This is a genomic window from Peribacillus sp. SIMBA_075 (genome assembly GCF_046534585.1).
In genome coordinates this window covers 19,052-37,900 of sequence record NZ_JAWRYN010000031.1, presented here as the reverse complement: position 1 = coordinate 37,900, position 18,849 = coordinate 19,052, and the positions used below count along the sequence as shown (strand labels likewise).

The window sequence follows — 18,849 nt, the reverse complement described above, 5'->3', positions numbered from 1 at the left end:
CCATAAAAAAGGTAAAAAATTGGTTGATAAAATTTTACAGTGTGATAGTTTGGTATAGTACTGTTATTTTTTAACCAATTATTGGAGGGGAAACTGTGAAATTTAAGAATGTGAGTCGATTTACGGCGTTTGTACTTATTTTTGCACTGATTTTCAGCTTGATGGTTCCACTAAATTCTCAAGCTGCAACTGCAACACCTATTGAAAATGTAAAAACGATTAAAAATGGAGACAATTTGGACGGGAAATTTGAAAAACCGGATGTTCAATGGTATCAAATCACCCCTACAAAAGAAGAAATAAAAAAATTCTCCCATGCTGAGTTCGAAGTCAATTCGGACAAAATCTTGAATATTTCCGTATATCAAAATAAAGAAAAAGCAGAAAAAGATGAGAGCAATTATCTTGTCTCTTCTTATCCTGATGAAAAAGCTGTAGTCGATTTCCCATATGCTTGGGAAGGCACATATTATGTTAAAGTTGAATATTTCGGCGATACGGATGATGAGGGAAATCCCATCCCGGATGCGGAAAACGTCGCTGAATACTCTATCAATGCCCATTCAGTTACATTGCCGCCATCTTCTGGGGACGAAGGGGAAGAATCATGCCCGGTTGAATTGAGTGTAAACGATAAGAAATCGGGAGAATCGATGTTGAAAACACTCCGCGTGTTTAGAGATGAAGTTCTCACGAAGTCATCTGAGGGGCGCTCCCTTTCTTCTTTATACTATAAGGCTTCCCCATTCCTGGCCATTCATCTGGCTGGTAATAAAACGGCCAGGGAAGCTGTCTATAATCACTTAGTCGTCATTAAGCCCCTTATTGAGGATCTTAATGAAAATGGAGTAAGCAGTACGGCAGTCATTAGCAACAAGCAGCAAGAAGCGATTAAAGCATTATTCAATAAGACAGCAGACGTCGCTCCAGCTGGATTGAAAAAGGATATGAACAGCATAGCTAAGAAAATCAACCTTGATAAGCTTGCAGGTGAGAGAATCGTCGATATCGCAAGCAAAGCAGGAATTGAACTTCCAGCTTCGAAGAATATAAAAAACAAATATATTGTCAAACTTAAACCTGGGAAGTCATTAAGTTCAGTCCAATCCAAGGTAAAAGGAAAAGGATATGGAACATTATCGGCGGCACCTAAGCAACAAGAGGTACTGTATGATGATATGTACGTTGTAGAGTTAAACAATCAAGCTAAAATGAGCACAGCAGCTCTATCGAATATCGAGAAACTTCCAGAAGTGGAATACATCGAAGCGGTAAAAACGTACAAAGCACTTTCAGCCGATATTCAGTCACCGTACCAATGGTCTTTAAATAACGCCGGTGGTGAAGAGGGCATAAAGGGAGCGGACATCGATAACGAAAAACTGCAGAACCTTATCAAGAAACGTAATTTAAAGGATACAATGGTAGCGGTTGTCGACACAGGTGTCGATGATTCACTGGCGGATTTGAAAGATACGGTTCGCATGGAGTTAGGTAAGAATTTCATTGATAAGAAAGAAAATGCCATCGATGACAATGGTCATGGTACACATGTATCAGGAATTATCGCTGCCAAAGCGGATAATGGGTATTCGATGCAAGGAATCAATCCAGTAGCTAAAATCATGCCTGTGAAGGTCTTGGATTCTTCAGGATCTGGAGACATGGAGAAAGTTGCACTAGGCATTAAATATGCCGTGGATCATGGAGCAAAGGTCATAAACCTTAGCTTGGGCGGAGAATATAGCAGAACGATTGAATATGCCTTGAAACATGCCGCAGCCAAGAATGTAATGGTTGTCGTAGCAAGCGGTAATGATGGGATGGAGGGTCTATCTTATCCTGCATCATCTAAATACGCCATATCCGTCGGTGCAACCAATGCCCTTGATTTAGTATCCGATTATTCCAATTATGGATCGAAATTGGACATGGTCGCTCCAGGGACAGGCATCCCGAGCCTTTTACCTAATGGAAATGTTACTTACATGGATGGTACATCAATGGCAACTCCTCATGTTGCGGCAGCCACAGCCTTGTTATTATCCGGAAATCCTGGGCTGAAAGTGAATGAGGTAAGGGAAATCCTTCATGAGACATCGGAATATGTTGCTTTTGAAGAAGAAGATAATGTAGACCCTTATGAGGACTATGAACCAGAAGATGGAGAAATCATAATACCAGAAGAAGAACTGCCTGTCGGAAAAGATTTAGTATCAGGATTTGGTAGATTGAATGCATATAGTGCACTTAGTACAGTGGAATTGCAAGCTAAAGTCAATCCTGTGATGGATACCCAAACAAAACTGACTGGTTCAGCTAAAAAAGGTTCAGTAATCGAAGTGAAAAACGGGAAGAAAACGCTCGGTAAAGCAACGGCGGCAGCTAACGGAGCATTCACCGTTACTATTCCGGTCCAAAAAGCTGAGCAGCAGCTTACTGTGAATATCTCTGATTCTTCCAAACTAGCCGTATCTTCAATCAAAGTATTCGTGAATAAGGGTGCAACCCCTAACAAGCCAACTGTTAAAGCCCTAAGTGACAAAGATACGTATGTAACGGGTCAATCACAAGCGGACATGAAAATCACGATCAAAAATAACGCAAAAAAAGTGATTGGTTCAGGTAACACGGACAGCAAAGGGAATTTCAAAGTGAAAATCAGCAAGCAAAAGGCTGGCACTAAACTTTCAGTCACAGCTACAGACTTAGCAAAACGTGAAAGCAAGGCGGCAACCGTGACTGTTATCGATAAAACAGCTCCAGGTGCTCCAAAAGTGAATGAAGTAAGCGATAAAGCTACCTCAGTAACTGGTAAAGCGGAAATCGGTTCAATCGTAACCGTGAAGTACAACAATAAAAACATCGGAACGGCAACAGCTGATAAAAAGGGGAACTTCTCCATTAAAATCAGCAAGAAAAAAGCAGGGTCCATATTATATGCCTCTGCAAAAGATAAAGCTGGCAATACAGGAAAAGCAGCAAAAGTAACGGTTAAAGATAAAACAGCTCCAGGTGCACCGAAAGTGAATGAAGTAAACGACAAAGCAACAAAAGTAACAGGTAAAGCGGAAATCGGTTCAACCGTAACCGTGAAGTATAGCAATAAAAACATCGGAACGGCAAAAGCTGATAAAAACGGAAAATTCTCTGTTAAAATCAGCAAGAAAAAAGCAGGTTCCGCATTATACGTCTCAGCAAAAGATAAAGCTGGCAATACAGGAAAAGCAGCAAAAGTAACGGTTAAAAAATCTAAATAATAATTAGAGGTGAAGGCCGTTTAACTTACATGTTAAACGGCCTTTTTTTTTGTATATGGCCCTTTAAATCTTAATGTTGATCTTTTCATTAGGCTGTTTTCACATACTTTGTTGCTATTCACCAGGTAGTGAGTTGTGGTTGATTTCCCCTCCAGATGCTCGCTTTCCTTGGTGCGGGCGATGAGCCTCCTCGGCGTAAACGTTTTACGAAAAGAGCCTTTCATTAAGAAAAGGGACAAGTGAATATAGATTGTCACTTAGAGTTATTTAATTTACCTATAAACCCAATTTCCCCTTCATAACTGTACCCATCTTCATTGTTTAATCCATTCTTTATATCCTGATATATGTGTTTCATTAGCTATAGATGATCCCCACTCTGTTTGATTGTTTCTTTCATCAGGTTTAAAGTGTCCATTTTTGATGTTCGTCAGTTCTATTGAAGAAAATATAGCTATGATTAATAGAGAGATAAACTTAAAATGATTTTTACATAGTTTTTGTTCATTTGTTTTTTAATCTTGAGATAAGTAATCAAAGTCAGCTTCTTGAAAGGTAGGAAGTTGTTCTTTGATATTTAATTTTATCAAGATTTCTTGTACATAATTTCGAATAGTCATCATGTCAAAAGGAAAATCAAAAACAAACTCTTCTTCTACTTTTAAAGTATGTACATGATAAGAGCACTGATTTTTCATCCCTAAAAGATCTTCACTGTAGCTTAGTACGTCTTGATGAGATAAGTCAGATAATTCGAAATTTGATAAAAGATAGACATCTATAAACTTATCTTCTACATTCTTTAGATTTTATTTTTATCATGTATTAGTAAAAATGCATTTTGTTCTTCATCGGACAATTCTACTTGAAAAAATTCGGAATTTTTCAATCTCATTAATCTTTTAAATCTAGCATTAATCGCTCTAATTTTAATCAATCCTTTTCATATTTCATATTTAAAAAATAATAGCTTTTCACTGATTTGAAGTGTAAAACCAAAAGTAATAAATAGAGTAATAGTCAACAGTAATCATTATAGAACTCAATTGGAGATTTCATCGTGTTCTCTTTAATTCGTTTAATTTAGTTTTGCGTTTAATTTGAATGAAAAACAAACTGTGCAGGGCAAGTTCGATTCAACTTGTCTCCTGCACTTGTAAGCTCATTTAGTAAATTCACTTCTCAGAAGGTAGACGACATCGTATTCCTTTAACTCTTCCATATGACGATCCATGTCATTGAAAAAACCATTGGAAAGTGTATGTATTCCTTCATCTCGGCTTGAATAACAAATACTCGCCAACGCAAGCTTTTTTGTGTTGTTTATATTGAATTTACTAGGACTGCCCCAAACGCTGGAACCCTTTTCAGCAATGGTCTCAGGATAAGTGGCTGTATCCGTACCATCGTCGTTTTGAATGCTGATGTTGAACATCGATAGATTTTGGCCATCAACCGTTTTGGAAGTCGTAAAGATGATTGTCCCATTATCTTTGACGGCAGTTGTCATGCGTCCCATTTCAGGTGCGACAAGTTTACCAAATTCATATTTTTCGACCCAGACGGCCATCTTCTTGTATGTATCATCAACATTGAAATCGACAAGAAAGAAATGTTCACTTGTATTCTCAAGGATGGCTTTTTCCCTTGCTGATAACTCAGGAACTGAAAGGGTATTCTCGGGTTTTGGATCATCAGCCTTACAGGCGGCTAAAGAAAATGAGAGCAGGGATATGATGATGGATAATAGGATCTTTTTCATGTATTTCACCCCCTTGATAATACCAACCTAATTAAACCCAATTATTAAATATTATAACATTTAAGAGTCGGAACGGGGCAAAAGGCAAGCGATCGGTGCGCTTACCTTTTTTGCATTTAGAATGGCTGTGAAAGAGCATTATTGGCAACATCCACGTCATTTTGAAGCAATTGGTTTAAGTTGTAAGCAGGATAGAGATTTCTTTCATAAAGGTAGTTGAAAATCTTTAAATGGATATCGATGGCTCCATTTAAATGTTTAATAAATACCTTTCGAAGGGAAGGGGTGGCTGTTTCAGAAATGGCACCTGCATAATTTTTGATGGATGTTTTGGCAAGCCCCAGCAATTCTCCGGCAGTAGCGGCAGATGCTTCATCCCTTAATACATCGCCATCCAGGTCCGTCTTAGGTGTCAATGGGTAAAATTGCAGCAATTCCATGATGTTTTGGGCAAGGGCATCAATGGTTTGCCTGTAAATCGTTTTTAGAATGGGGTCCTGTATTGTCGGATAGGCTTTTTTCAATTTAATAAGGGTAATGGATTGGGCTGCGACCAATTCATGAAGTTCCAGTGTTTCATGCCAAGCAAGATGTGAATGGGTGGGTGTCATATCAATTCCTCCTGTACAAATAATCTTGATACGTTATTCGAACAGTTGGCTATAGGTAAGTTGTCTAATGAAATCATTTATGGAAAAGGCCCTTCGCTCACATTCATAGTTTAAAAGGATTGCGCCCCTGGCTTCCATACGCTTTTTCCGGAAAGAGGGGCGGCTTTACCATATTAATGCTGATGGTGCTGAATGCATGAAAGATGAATGGAACATTCTAAAACCATGATTTATTGGTATTGCTCGAGAACAGAGAAAAACTTTTTGGCAAATTGGTAGAAAAGTTCTTCCGATGGTGCCAATTCCCTGTTTTTTGGTGTGATGATGCCAACAGTCCGTTTGACTTCAGGGGTGTCGATCGGGATTTTGACAGTCAGTCTTGGAGTGACTTCATAAAAGGTGCTGTCAGGGAGCAGACTGACCCCAATTCCGGCTGATACGAGCCCTTTTATGGAATCCATGTCTTCACCTTCCGAGGTGATGTTCGGTGCGAAACCGGCTGCTTTGCATGCTTCGATAGCGATACTGTGAAGGATGTATCCTTTGGGAAACAAAACGAATGGATCATTTCGTAAATCACTTAGGCGCAGACTCTTCCTTTCCGCCAATGGGTGGGTTATGGGCAGCAAAGCGGAAATGTTTTCCGTGAACAGGATATGACCTTCGATATCTGGATCGTTTATCGGGATTGGTCCAAGAAAGGCTAATCCGATTTCGCGATTTTTGACGGCTTCCTTTAAAGAGGAATAAGATCCCTGTCTTAAGTGGAACCCGATATTCGGCTGCTCATCTTTAAAAGCGGAAATGACGGTAGGCAGCAAATGGGTGGAGAGGCTGGTTGGGAACCCGATTTTAATGGTTCCGTGTTCAGGGTCCAAAAATTCCTCAATTTGATATTTGGCATATTCTATCGCTTGTATAGCCGTTTTTGCATGAAATAGAAATATTTTACCAATTGGAGTTAACTGGATATTTCGGCCGGTTTTTTCAAATAAAAGAACCCCAAGCTCATCTTCCAATTTGGAGATTTGCCGGCTGACTGCTGATTGTGCAATATGCAGGTGCACTGCGGCTTCAGAGACGTGTTCTCTCTCGGCAACTTCAACAAAATAACGTAATTGACGTAGTTCCATTTATTCATCCTCCTACCATCCATCTCAAATTGAGATAGATTCTATTAGAATTATATATTGTTTATATCGATTTGAAAACCTAGAATAAAATGTAAGTGACATACCGGTGTAAGAATACGATGGGGGCGATTAATATGACATACAATCAAATACCAAAAGCACAAGGGCTCTACCATCCTGAATTTGAACATGATGCATGTGGGATCGGGTTATATGCTCATTTAAAAGGGCTTGCTACACATGACATCGTCAAACAAGGACTGAAAATGCTGTGCCAATTAGATCATCGCGGCGGACAAGGCAGCGATCCCCTTACAGGAGATGGTGCAGGATTAATGGTGCAGATTCCTGATAGATATTTCAGGCTGGCATGCCCGGAGATGAACTTGCCGGCAAAAGGACGCTATGGAGTAGGCATGCTCTTTTTCTCTAACAACGATGATGAACGGAATGAAATCGAAGCTCGTTTGAATGCATTTATCGAACAAGAGGGCCAAACGCTATTAGGCTGGAGAACGGTTCCTGTTGATGCAACGAAAATCGGGGAGGTCGGCAAGGAGACATGTCCGACGATCCGCCAAGTATTCATCGGGGCAAGCGATGGGCTGACAGATGATTTAGCTTTTGAGCGTAAATTGTTCATTATCAGAAAACAAGCTGAAAACTGGGCTCGTGAACGCGGCAATCGTTTTTATTTTGCCAGCCTTTCAAGTGCTACGATCGTGTACAAAGGATTGTTGACACCAGAGCAGGTGGATGCCTTTTATCTTGACCTTCAACAGGAGGATTTCGTTTCTGCTTTCGCTTTAGTGCATTCACGCTTCAGCACGAATACTTTTCCTAGTTGGGAACGGGCACATCCAAACCGTTACCTGATCCATAATGGCGAAATCAATACGCTTAGAGGTAATGTGAATTGGATGAAAGCACGTGAGCAGCAGTTTGTTTCAGAAGCATTCGGGGATGACCTGCAAAAGGTCCTGCCTATTTTGGATATAGACGGCAGTGATTCCTCGATTCTTGATAATGCACTTGAATTCTTCGTGCTTGCAGGGCGTAAGCCGGCACACGCGGCCATGATGCTCATTCCTGAACCGTGGACCGAAAATCCACATATGACGAAGGAAAAGAAGGCATTTTACGAATATCATAGCATGCTCATGGAGCCATGGGATGGTCCGACGGCCATATCCTTTACGAATGGCAAGCAAATCGGGGCCATCCTTGATCGAAATGGTTTAAGGCCGGCAAGGTATTATGTGACAAAAGATGATTACATCATTTTCTCATCCGAAGTCGGCGTGATCGATGTGGAGCCGGAGAATGTATTATATAAAGATCGTTTAAGCCCAGGCAAAATGCTTTTAATAGATTTAGAGGAAGGCCGTATTGTTTCCGATGAAGAGATCAAGTCGGAAATGGCTCAGGAAAATCCATACCAGCAATGGCTGGACGAACAGCTTGTTCAATTACGTGACGAAGAACCTGTGCTTGAAGGGGAGCCATTGAGTGATTTGTTATTCAGGCAAAAAGCGTTTGGATACACGTATGAAGATGTCCAAAAATATCTACTGCCGGTCATTAACGAAGGCAAAGATCCACTGGGCAGCATGGGGAATGACATTCCGTTAGCGGTCTTATCCGATCGCCCGCAATCGCTCTTCAACTATTTCAAGCAATCCTTTGCCCAAGTTACCAACCCGCCAATCGATTCGCTTCGTGAACAGATCGTCACGTCAACGATGACATTTCTAGGTGCGGAAGGGGATTTGCTGAAACCGGATGAAACGAACAGCCGCCGCATTCAGTTGGATTCACCTGTATTGACGCCAGGTCAAATGCAGCAGTTGAAAGAAAATGACTTTCCGGAATTTAGGAGCAAGGTCATTCACACTTTATTTTCAGAAGATTTAGAGAGTGGACTCGATCGCATCTGCCGTGAAGCGGAACAAGCGATCGCTGATGGTGTCAGCCTTTTGATATTATCTGACAAGGATATGAGCAAAGAAAAGGCTGCGATTCCTTCCCTGTTGGCTGCGAGCGCCCTTCATCAAGAGCTGATCCGTCATGGGAACCGTACGAAAGTGAGCATTATCGTTGAATCGGGGGAAGTAAGGGAAGTCCATCATTACGCATCCCTGATCGGGTATGGAGTGGATGCGATTTACCCGTACCTTGCTTATGAAACATATAAGCAGGCTGTATTGGAAGGCAGTTTAGCCATCAGCTACGAAGAAACGATAAGGAAGTATGTACGATCGTTGACAGAAGGCATCGTAAAGGTGATGTCGAAAATGGGCATTTCCACGATTCAAAGTTATCGCGGCGCACAAATTTTCGAAGCGGTCGGAATCGGTGCTGATGTAATCGAACGTTATTTCAGCGGTACGGCATCGCAGCTTAGTGGGATCGATTTGGAAACGATAGCGGAAGAAGCGTTGATTCGCCATAGGAAGGCTGCAGCTGATTCGTATGATCAAACTCTTGAAAGCGGCAGTGATTTTCAATGGAGAAAAACAGGGGAACATCATGCTTTCAATCCTAAAACGATCCATACACTGCAATGGGCCTGCCGGAAAGGCGATTATCATTTATTTAAGCAATATTCAAACTTGGCGAATGAAGAGAGACTTGGTTTTTTACGGAATTTATTCTCGTTCGATCAAAAACGCCAAAGCATTTCAATAGATGAAGTGGAATCAGTGGAATCCATCGTCAGCCGATTCAAAACGGGCGCGATGTCATTCGGTTCATTGAGTCAGGAAGCACATGAAACACTTGCGATTGCAATGAACCGTTTAGGCGGAAAAAGCAATAGCGGTGAAGGCGGGGAACACCCTAGCCGTTACCAACTGGATGAAAACGGTGATAATCGCCGCAGCGGGATTAAACAAATTGCGTCCGGTCGTTTTGGAGTGAAAAGCCATTACCTTGTAAATGCCGATGAACTTCAAATTAAAATGGCGCAAGGTGCAAAGCCAGGTGAAGGCGGCCAGCTGCCTGGTAACAAAGTATATCCTTGGGTCGCAGAGGTCCGTGGTTCCACACCAGGTGTCGGCCTGATTTCACCGCCTCCGCATCATGATATCTATTCGATTGAAGATCTGGCACAGCTGATCCATGATTTGAAAAATGCGAATCGTGATGCCAGGATCAGCGTCAAGCTTGTATCAAAAGCAGGCGTAGGCACGATTGCAGCCGGTGTGGCTAAAGGAGCCGCGGATGTCATCGTTATCAGCGGGTATGATGGCGGTACGGGAGCTTCACCAAAAACGAGTATCAAACATACAGGTCTTCCTTGGGAGCTGGGCCTTGCCGAAGCACACCAAACATTGATGCTGAATGGCCTGCGCAGCCGTGTCGTCCTTGAAACGGATGGAAAGCTAATGACGGGACGCGATGTGGTCATGGCAGCCATCCTTGGAGCGGAAGAATTCGGCTTTGCTACGGCACCGCTTGTGGTCCTTGGCTGTGTCATGATGCGTGCTTGCCATTTGGATACATGTCCAGTGGGGGTAGCTACTCAAAACCCTGAACTTCGCAGCAAATTCACTGGAGATCCGGATCATGTCGTGAATTTCATGCGCTTCATCGCTGAGGAAGTGCGGGAAACGATGGCTGAGCTTGGATTTAGAACAGTGGAAGAAATGGTCGGCCGCACTGATGTTTTACAAGTGAGCGAGCGGGCACAAAACCATTGGAAAGCGAAGCATCTGGACTTGACGACACTTCTTTTCCAACCGGAGGGAATACGTACGTATCAACTTCCTCAAAACCATAAAATCGAAGAATCCTTGGATATCCGTGAGATTTTACCTGTTGTGGAGCCTGCTTTAAATGACCAAACCCAGGTGGATGTCAGCTTCCCGATTACCAATGTGAACCGTGTGGTCGGAACGATCGTCGGCAGTGAAGTATCCAAACGCTACGGGGAATTCGGCTTGCCAGAAGATACCATCACACTTCGTTTTACGGGATCGGCGGGCCAGAGCTTCGGTGCGTTCATTCCAAAAGGGATGTCGATGTATTTGACAGGTGATGTCAATGACTACGTTGGGAAAGGCTTATCTGGCGGAAAGATCATTGTCACGGCACCTGCAGGCAATCAGATTGAGGCCGGGGACAATGTAATTGCCGGAAATATCGCATTATACGGCGGAACAAGCGGCGAGGCCTACATTAATGGCCGTGCCGGAGAACGATTTGCCGTACGGAACAGTGGAGTCAATGTCGTCGTTGAAGGAATTGGGGACCATGGCTGTGAGTATATGACAGGCGGACGCGTGGTCATTCTGGGCGACGTCGGCAAAAACTTTGCGGCAGGCATGTCAGGCGGCATCGCTTATGTACTTGCTGATGATGCAGAAGAATTCAAGGCATTATGCAATGGCGAAATGATAGAATTCGAGACGCTTGATGATCTGGATGATGCCAACGAGGTAAAAGAAATGCTTTACAGCCATCTTCATTATACAGAAAGTGCCAAGGCATCTTATGTATTGGAGAACTGGGAGGATTTCGCTAAGAAATTCGTAAAAGTCATTCCGAAAGATTACAAACGGATGATCAAAAGCATCAATGAGCAGAAGCATGCAGGGTTATCGGATGAGGAAGCGGTCATGAGTGCATTTCAAGCGAATGCCGTTCAAGATAAAAAAATCACTAAACAAGCTGTGATGCAGTGAGGAAGGGGAGAGAAAGATGGGAAAAGCAACAGGATTTATGGATTACCAGCGTGAAAAGCCAAAAGACCGGAATCCTCTCACTCGTTTAAGCGACTGGAGAGAATATACAGCTCCTTTCTCTGATGAAAAGTTAAGTACACAGGGAGCGCGGTGTATGGACTGCGCCACCCCTTTCTGCCATATGGGCATGGAGTTGAACCGGGTCACCACGGGCTGTCCGATTCATAATCTGATCCCGGAGTGGAATGATTTGGTTTACCGCGGCAGATGGAAAGAAGCATTGGACCGTTTGTCGAAAACGAATAATTTTCCTGAATTCACAGGGCGCGTTTGCCCTGCCCCATGTGAAGGGTCCTGTACGGTAGCGATAAGCGATCCTGCCGTTACCATCAAGAACATTGAACGGACCATCATTGATAAAGGATTTGAAAATGGCTGGATCATGCCTCGCATCCCTGAGAGCAGGACCGGCAAGAAAATTGCCATCATCGGTTCGGGCCCGGCAGGATTGGCGAGTGCTGATCAGTTGAATCAAGCAGGTCATTCGGTCGCGGTTTATGAGCGCTCAGACCGTGCAGGCGGGCTGTTGACATACGGCATCCCGAACATGAAACTTGAAAAGGATGTCGTTGCACGCCGAATCAAATTATTGACCCAGGAAGGCATCGATTTCATTACCAATACAGAAGTGGGAAAAGATATTTCAGCCGAAGAACTGCAAAATCAATACGATGCAGTCATCCTATGCACAGGTGCCCAAAAGCAGCGTGACCTGGAAATTGAAGGTCGCGGGGCATCAGGCATTCACCTTGCAATGGATTACTTGACGACATCGACTAAAAGCCTGTTGGACTCCAATTTTGAAGACGGCAAGTTTTTAGACACTATGGGGAAGGACGTCATCGTCATAGGCGGCGGGGATACAGGAGCTGACTGTGTCGCGACGGCCCTTCGCCAGGAATGTAAGAGCGTCGTACAATTCGGGAAGCATCCAATCCTTCCGACGGCCCGTACATCAGATAATATGTGGCCTGCCTACCCGAATGTATTTTCCCTTGAATATGCATATGAAGAAGCGGAAGCGAAATTTGGTGCAGATCCGCGTCAATATTCAATCCAAACAAAGAAAATCGTCGCCGATGAAAATGGCAACGTTAAAGAACTGCACACAATCTCCATGGAAAAAATCAAAGGCGATGACGGAATGTACATTTTCAGGGAAGTTCCAGGAACTGAAAAAGTATGGCCTGCACAATTCGTTTTCATCGCAATCGGATTTGAAGGAACGGAAATGCCGCTATTAACTCAATTTGGCGTAGAAACAGTCAATCAAAAAATTGATGCCGTCTATGGCGAATACAGAACGAATATCGAAGGCGTTTTCGCCGCCGGAGATGCAAGAAGAGGGCAAAGCCTCATTGTTTGGGCGATCAATGAAGGCCGTGAAGTAGCACGTGAAGTGGACCGCTACTTAATGGGTTCGTCGGTATTGCCTTAATAGAAAAAAGAAGTGCCATATGGTGCTTCTTTTTTTTATTGTGGGAAAAGTGGAATTCACGAGTAAATGGTCAAAATTCACGAGTAAAACGCTGAAACTCACGAGTAAACGTCCGAAACTCACGAGTAAAACGCCGAAATTCACGAGTAAAACGCTGAAATTCACGAGTAAAACGCTGAAACTCACGAGTAATCGCCCAACTCACGAGTAATCGCCCAACTCACGAGTAAAACGCCGAAACTCACGAGTGAAAGGCCGAAACTCGAAAAAGCAATCCTTCACCATTAAAGGATTGCCTTTTCGTACTATTTCAAGCGCTCGATGAAATCATTCATTTTATCTAAAGTGGTTATGTTCTGGTTGCATTTCATACTATCCAGGCAAATATAATTCCCTTTTTTTATGAATGTCCCTTGGACGGTTCCTTTTGTTTCGGACATGAACATCCCTATTTCTTCAAAGCGACTGCAAATGGCACAGATTCCTTTTTTGTTGGTTGGTTTAATGGTTCCGTGCAATCCTGTGAGTTTATTATGATGGTGTGCAATGATGAATTTTTTTCCGGAACCGACATCATCCCATCCCAAGTATGAAATCTCTCTCAAATCCATGTTTTCCAACAAAGGGGCTTTTAATTTTTTTGCCTTAGGAAATAACTTTTTTATCGTTTTTTCGGTTACTTCTTTAAATGGGATCACAAATGGCTTTACCTGTAAGAGAAAGACTTCGGCTTGTGCGGGATCTTTAATGGTATCCACTGGATCCAGCAGTTGTTTTTGCTCTTCGCTCAAGTCATTGAATAAGCTTAATACTCGTTCTTTTGCGACTGTTTTCAGGGTGTGGATCACATCCTTATCGTTGGCGGTCGCGTGTCCATTTATGAGAATCTGTGTTTGTGATTTAATGAAGTTATACTGCTCGCTTCTGATAAAAGGTTCCATTTTCTTCACTCCTGTTTCTGATGCGCGATACTTGTCACATGATACCGTTTCTCTTTACTTTACAGAAATCATATCTGCTTTAAAAGGGGGAAAACGACTAAGAAACATACTCGGCATACAAATAGCACTGATATCATTATCAGTGCTACACATGCAATCCTATTTGGAATAAACGATTTTCTTGATGGTTTCCGCGGAGAGAAAATGTTCCTCGGCTAATTGGCGGATGCTATGACCGTCTTTGAATGCATATTTTATAGTGGCATTTCGGTCATCGATCAGTTCCCTTGATCCCGAACGGGTTCCCCATTTGTGATGGGCCTTTTCAGGTTTAGGGATATATATGGTTTCGCCTTGCACATACTTTTGAATTTCAACGATCAGCTTTTCAGGCAAAACGGCCGTCGCTTTTACATATTTCATTTCTGCCAGCCCCTTATTCTTTTTTAAGAATGAAATAAGGTGCAAAGCCAAATATTAGAAATGATAAGTCGGGCGATTAAGTTTAGCTTAATTTAACCCCATGCAAAGTATCGCCTCCAATACTAGGCTTTGCATGAGACGCTGCAGAAGGTGGCATTAATATTCTTATTGCCATCTTTACACCTCCCCTTTATGTCCCTAAAGAACACGTATTGTCATTATTATAAAATATATATGGGTGGTTGCCAAACTTTTTCCAATGTATGACGGGCTGATTGTTTGAAAATGAGCTGTGTACATGAAATAATTTGAACTGTAACCAAACTAACCATTATGGGAGCTGACTTTATGAAAGTATTCGTAGTTGGGGCAAATGGGCAGATCGGTAAACACCTGGTAGATTTATTAAAAGATAGCCCGGATCATAGTGTAAGGGCAATGATTCGTAAAGAAGAACAAATGCAACATTTTGAGAAAAATGGAATCGAATCTGCAGTCGTCAGCTTAACGGGCTCAGTGGATGAGATTGCGAATGCGGCAAAAGGCTGTGATGCCATCGTATTTACAGCGGGATCCGGAGGAAGCACTGGAGCTGATCAAACGCTTTTGATTGATCTGGATGGTGCTGTTAAAACGATTGAAGCGGCAGAAAATTTGGGAATCGACCGATTCATCATGGTGAGTGCTTTTCAGGCCAATAATCGCGAAAACTGGAATGAAGCCATCAAACCATATTATGTGGCCAAGCACTATTCGGATAGGGCATTGTTACATAGCGATTTAATATTTACCATCATTCGGCCTGGCGGACTAGTGAACGAACCGGGAACGGGCAAAGTGACTGCCGCTGAAGAATTGGAAAGGGGTTCGATTTCACGGGAAGATGTGGCTAGAACGATTTTTACGTCATTGACCGAGGAAAATACCTACAAGCGTTCTTTCGATTTAATCTCTGGGGATACTGTGATTGCGGAAGCATTGAGGAATATTTAACGGACAAATGGAGGCAGGGCCACTCAGGGGCGAGTGAGCTCTGCTATTCTATTCCTTCAATTTGCTTGATGACCTTCGCTGGGTTTCCAGCGACTACAACGCCATCAGGAACATCTTTTGTTACGACGGCCCCTGAGGCGACGACGGAATGACTCCCAATTGTAACGCCAGGATTGATGATGGCCCTTCCGCCAATCCATACATGATCCCCTATCGTAACCGGCTTTCCATATTCCACTCCAGAACAGCGTTCGAAGGGATCCAGCGGATGTGTGGCAGTATAGATATGCACTCCGGGAGCCAACATGCAGTCCCTGCCGATTTTCACCTCACAAACATCCAAAATGACACAATCGAAATTGGCATAAAAGTTTTCCCCGACAGTAATGTTATATCCATAGTCACAGCGAAAAGTAGGTTCAATATATATATTTGTTCCAATGGAACCGAAAAGCTGTTTCAGCAGTGAGGTTCGTTCATCCCCTTCGTTTTCGATTGTCTGATTGTATAACCGGGTTAACTTTCTCGCATTTTCCCTCTCCCTTATTAATTCCGGATCAGCAGCCATATAAGGTTCCCCGTTCACCATCTTTTCTTTTTCAGTAATCATATTTCCTTCTCCTTTTTTCTTGTATTTATATAGATATTTATGTAGAATTAATAAATGTCAGAATATTAAAACGTTTTATTCGCAAAATAAATTGCAGTACTTTTTACTCAAATTTTCTGCTGAATTTAAATGCCTCACTCATTTTCATAGAAAGAAGTAAGAAAAGAAAGATTTTTCCGAATAATTAATGAAATAGTTTTGACAAACGTTCCATCGGATTTTATAGTTAGGGGAGTTATGTATATTTCATAGTTTCATGTTAGTACATGTTAACAGATAAGTAGAATAGACAGAAGTTCATTTAACCTTTATCGGAAATTGATGGACAACTCTTTTCTTCGTTTAAGAGAATTAAAACAATGGAGGCCTCATTATGTCACAGAAAGCACCACTTTCTTTTGTTATTGTTACAGGATTAATGCTTTTCGCTTTATTTTTTGGTGCAGGAAACTTAATTTTCCCTGCCATGCTCGGTCAATCCGCTGGGACCAATTTATGGTCGGCTAGTTTAGGATTCATCATTACTGGGGTTGGATTGCCATTCATTACAATATTGGCATTTGGTTTTTCAGGCAAAAATGATGTCCAATCGCTTGCAAGCAGGGCACACCCGATGTTCGGCATCATTTTCACGGTCGTTCTTTATTTATCATTGGGACCGCTTTTCGCTCTTCCGAGAACGGGGAGTGTATCTTACGAAATAGGGATTAAACCTTTCCTTTCCAATGACGTCGGTTTTTTACCATTGCTGGTATTCACGATCATATACTTTGGAATTGCCTGTTTATTATCGATCAATCCATCAAAAATGCTGGATGTTGTCGGAAAAATATTAACACCGTTATTATTGATTTTCATCGGGATCCTCATTGTGGTCGCAATTATTAACCCAATGGGTGAAATTCAGCCACCATCGGCTGATTATTCAGATAATTCTTTCTTTAAAGGATTTAAAGAAGGATATTTGACAATGGATACACTGGCTGGATTTGCTTTTGGGATCATTATCATTAATGTAATCAAAGATAAGGGAATCACTTCAAGAAAAGAAGTATTAGGCTTCTGCATGAAAGCCGGCTTAATAGCCGCTTCTTTGTTGGTGATCGTTTATACGGCCTTGACTTATGTCGGGGCGACAAGTGTGGAAAAACTGGGTCACCTGGATAATGGCGGAGACGTTTTGGCTCAAGCCTCACATCATTTTTTCGGACCGGCCGGTGCAGTGTTGTTGGGATTGATTGTTATCGCAGCATGCCTAACTACAAGCATTGGGTTGATAACGGCTTGTTCTACGTACTTCAATAAAATACTGCCTGTTATTTCGTATAAATCATTTGTCGTCATCTTCTCCGTTTTTAGTGCGGCTGTTGCCAATGTAGGTTTGACCAAGCTCATTTCCATTACTGTGCCTGTGTTAACGGCGCTTTACCCCGTGGCGATCGTTTTGATTGTGCTAACGTTCTTCCATTCCTTTTTCAAAGGGAAATCGGAGGTATACTTAGTAAGCTTATTATTAACGGCCATCATCAGCATAATGGATGGATTAATGGCATCAGGCATTAAAATGGAAACTGTTTCGGATCTTTTCATTCAATACCTTCCACTATATAGTGTAGGGGTAGGGTGGGTGATTCCTGCCATAATCGGCGGTTTATTGGGCTATATGATAAGCCTGATGAAAAGGGACCCTGAGGAAGCCTATTAAGGTCTTCATTAACTATATGAGAATGAACTTGAAATCATGAAAGATGCTGTCTTGATGACAGCTATTCAGACGGTAGGCAAACTCGATAATAATTGAGTTTGCCTACCGTTTTTTTGAGGGTCTGTTGATTGGAACGTAGGGCACTCGCTTTCCGCGGGAGGTCCGCCCTCGGCGCCTTTGCACCCGTGATGTCCATTTGACGCGCTTTTCCCGCAGAAGTCGCGCACACCCTTTCCATTCAGCTGAACGTTTTTTTCTACAAACTGGAGCTGTCTTGATGACAGCTCTTTTCCTTAGTGTTTGTTTTTAATGGGAAAGAGCCTTAAAATGTTCAGAAAGGGGTGTAGGAACAAAATGATTAATCGATTACCAATAGAAATCGCAAATATATTACAAGCAAGCAAAAAGAATCCTGCTCAATTTGAGGAATTGATAAGGAGCGGCGGATATCTACCTCCCGAGATGGAGTTGATGATAGATGCCATTACGGCCTTGAGCATGGGGAAGAATATCCTTTTGAAGGGTCCGACAGGGGCTGGAAAGACAAAGTTTGCCGAGACATTATCGAATCTATTCAACCAGCCAATGTTCAGTGTCAACTGCTCAGTCGACTTGGATGCCGAAAGCTTATTGGGCTTCAAGACATTGGCTTATAAAGATGAAAAACAGGTGATAGAATTCGTACCTGGGCCTGTGATCAATTCGATGACTCACGGTTATTTCCTATATATAGATGAAATCAACATGGCGAAGCCGGAAACACTGCCGCTTATCAATGGGGTGCTTGATTACAGAAGGACGATAACGAATCCGTTCACGAATGAAGTCATCACTGCAGAAGATGGCTTTAATGTAATTGCTGCAATCAACGAAGGATATGTCGGTACAGTACCACTGAATGAGGCGCTAAAAAATAGGTTTGTCGTCATTGAAGTTCCTTATATCGAAGGGGAGCAGTTAAAGCAATTGATAGAAACCAATACAAAGCTGAAGGATCCAAGAAGCATTGAATTGTTCGTTAAACTGTCGAGTGATTTGATAAATGCCGTGAATCAAGGGAAAGTGGCTGAAGATGCGGCATCGATCAGGGCTTTGCTCGATGCTTGCGATCTGAGTGTATTGATCCCGCCGAAACGGGCAATTCTCCGTTCCGTTGTGGATAAGTTGGACGAGGAACGCGAGCGTGAGTTTGTGAAGAACTTGGCTGACACATTATTCTAACTAGGAG

General features: G+C 42.4%; 14 protein-coding genes. 6 read left to right on the top strand and 8 right to left on the bottom strand.

Annotated features, from left to right (window positions below; all coding sequences use genetic code 11):
• Positions 1–95 precede the first annotated feature (95 nt).
• Entirely contained in the window at positions 96–3,260 is a 3,165-nt protein-coding gene (locus SB775_RS19330; RefSeq protein WP_410862828.1) for a S8 family peptidase, read from the top strand.
• A gap of 515 nt (positions 3,261–3,775) precedes the next feature.
• Here the strand turns inward: SB775_RS19330 and SB775_RS19325 are convergent.
• The 4 genes from SB775_RS19325 to gltC form a co-directional block, all read right to left on the bottom strand.
• A complete protein-coding gene (locus SB775_RS19325; RefSeq protein WP_410862826.1) occupies positions 3,776–3,958 on the bottom strand; it encodes a hypothetical protein in 183 nt (60 codons plus the stop codon).
• A gap of 464 nt (positions 3,959–4,422) precedes the next feature.
• A complete protein-coding gene (locus tag SB775_RS19320; RefSeq protein ID WP_317777700.1) occupies positions 4,423–5,022 on the bottom strand; it encodes a hypothetical protein in 600 nt (199 codons plus the stop codon).
• 116 nt (positions 5,023–5,138) lie between these two features.
• Positions 5,139–5,633 carry a spore coat protein gene (locus tag SB775_RS19315; RefSeq protein WP_410862825.1) on the bottom strand — a complete coding sequence of 165 codons (495 nt, stop codon included), beginning with the start codon at positions 5,631–5,633 and terminating at the stop codon, positions 5,139–5,141.
• Positions 5,634–5,863: 230 nt separating this feature from the next.
• A complete protein-coding gene (gene gltC / locus SB775_RS19310; protein ID WP_061465298.1) occupies positions 5,864–6,766 on the bottom strand; it encodes a glutamate biosynthesis transcriptional regulator GltC in 903 nt (300 codons plus the stop codon).
• A gap of 134 nt (positions 6,767–6,900) precedes the next feature.
• On the opposite strand from gltC, the gene gltB reads away from it, so the two are divergent.
• Positions 6,901–11,451 (top strand): glutamate synthase large subunit, encoded by a 4,551-nt coding sequence (gene gltB / locus SB775_RS19305; RefSeq protein WP_410862824.1) that lies wholly within the window; start codon positions 6,901–6,903, stop codon positions 11,449–11,451.
• Between the two features lie 16 nt (positions 11,452–11,467).
• Positions 11,468–12,949, top strand: a complete 1,482-nt coding sequence (gltD, locus tag SB775_RS19300) for a glutamate synthase small subunit (protein ID WP_410862823.1) — start codon at positions 11,468–11,470, stop codon at positions 12,947–12,949.
• A 70-nt stretch (positions 12,950–13,019) separates the two neighbouring features.
• Here gltD and SB775_RS19295 read toward each other — a convergent pair whose 3' ends face one another.
• The 3 genes from SB775_RS19295 to SB775_RS19285 all read right to left on the bottom strand — a co-directional run bounded on the left by SB775_RS19295 (position 13,020) and on the right by SB775_RS19285 (position 14,313).
• Positions 13,020–13,154, bottom strand: a complete 135-nt coding sequence (locus SB775_RS19295) for a hypothetical protein (RefSeq protein ID WP_410862821.1) — start codon at positions 13,152–13,154, stop codon at positions 13,020–13,022.
• Between the two features lie 100 nt (positions 13,155–13,254).
• A complete protein-coding gene (locus tag SB775_RS19290) occupies positions 13,255–13,890 on the bottom strand; it encodes a FusB/FusC family EF-G-binding protein (protein WP_377406033.1) in 636 nt (211 codons plus the stop codon).
• Between the two features lie 159 nt (positions 13,891–14,049).
• Complete coding sequence (locus tag SB775_RS19285; RefSeq protein ID WP_410862819.1) at positions 14,050–14,313, bottom strand: CD3324 family protein; 264 nt, start codon at positions 14,311–14,313, stop codon at positions 14,050–14,052.
• Positions 14,314–14,661: 348 nt separating this feature from the next.
• Between SB775_RS19285 and SB775_RS19280 the strand changes: the two genes are divergently transcribed.
• Entirely contained in the window at positions 14,662–15,306 is a 645-nt protein-coding gene (locus SB775_RS19280) for an SDR family oxidoreductase (RefSeq protein WP_410862818.1), read from the top strand.
• Positions 15,307–15,349: 43 nt separating this feature from the next.
• Here SB775_RS19280 and SB775_RS19275 read toward each other — a convergent pair whose 3' ends face one another.
• Positions 15,350–15,916, bottom strand: coding sequence for a sugar O-acetyltransferase (locus SB775_RS19275; protein ID WP_089362690.1), 567 nt, complete (start codon positions 15,914–15,916; stop codon positions 15,350–15,352).
• Positions 15,917–16,289: 373 nt separating this feature from the next.
• Between SB775_RS19275 and brnQ the strand changes: the two genes are divergently transcribed.
• Both brnQ and SB775_RS19265 read left to right on the top strand, forming a co-directional pair.
• Positions 16,290–17,621, top strand: coding sequence for a branched-chain amino acid transport system II carrier protein (gene brnQ / locus SB775_RS19270; protein WP_410862816.1), 1,332 nt, complete (start codon positions 16,290–16,292; stop codon positions 17,619–17,621).
• 354 nt (positions 17,622–17,975) lie between these two features.
• The gene (locus SB775_RS19265) at positions 17,976–18,842 is read left to right on the top strand and encodes an ATP-binding protein (protein WP_410862814.1); all 867 of its coding nucleotides are present in this window, start codon (positions 17,976–17,978) and stop codon (positions 18,840–18,842) included.
• Positions 18,843–18,849: the final 7 nt, after the last annotated feature.

Excerpts from the sequence above, each read along its gene's own strand:
- SB775_RS19325 (WP_410862826.1), bottom strand. The coding sequence starts at position 3,958 with ATGAAAAATCAGTGCTCTTATCATGTACATACTTTAAAAGTAGAAGAA.
- SB775_RS19320 (WP_317777700.1), bottom strand. The coding sequence starts at position 5,022 with ATGAAAAAGATCCTATTATCCATCATCATATCCCTGCTCTCATTTTCT.
- SB775_RS19315 (WP_410862825.1), bottom strand. The coding sequence starts at position 5,633 with ATGACACCCACCCATTCACATCTTGCTTGGCATGAAACACTGGAACTT.
- gltC (WP_061465298.1), bottom strand. The coding sequence starts at position 6,766 with ATGGAACTACGTCAATTACGTTATTTTGTTGAAGTTGCCGAGAGAGAA.
- gltB (WP_410862824.1), top strand. The coding sequence starts at position 6,901 with ATGACATACAATCAAATACCAAAAGCACAAGGGCTCTACCATCCTGAA.
- gltD (WP_410862823.1), top strand. The coding sequence starts at position 11,468 with ATGGGAAAAGCAACAGGATTTATGGATTACCAGCGTGAAAAGCCAAAA.
- SB775_RS19290 (WP_377406033.1), bottom strand. The coding sequence starts at position 13,890 with ATGGAACCTTTTATCAGAAGCGAGCAGTATAACTTCATTAAATCACAA.
- SB775_RS19285 (WP_410862819.1), bottom strand. The coding sequence starts at position 14,313 with ATGAAATATGTAAAAGCGACGGCCGTTTTGCCTGAAAAGCTGATCGTT.
- SB775_RS19280 (WP_410862818.1), top strand. The coding sequence starts at position 14,662 with ATGAAAGTATTCGTAGTTGGGGCAAATGGGCAGATCGGTAAACACCTG.
- SB775_RS19275 (WP_089362690.1), bottom strand. The coding sequence starts at position 15,916 with ATGATTACTGAAAAAGAAAAGATGGTGAACGGGGAACCTTATATGGCT.
- brnQ (WP_410862816.1), top strand. The coding sequence starts at position 16,290 with ATGTCACAGAAAGCACCACTTTCTTTTGTTATTGTTACAGGATTAATG.
- SB775_RS19265 (WP_410862814.1), top strand. The coding sequence starts at position 17,976 with ATGATTAATCGATTACCAATAGAAATCGCAAATATATTACAAGCAAGC.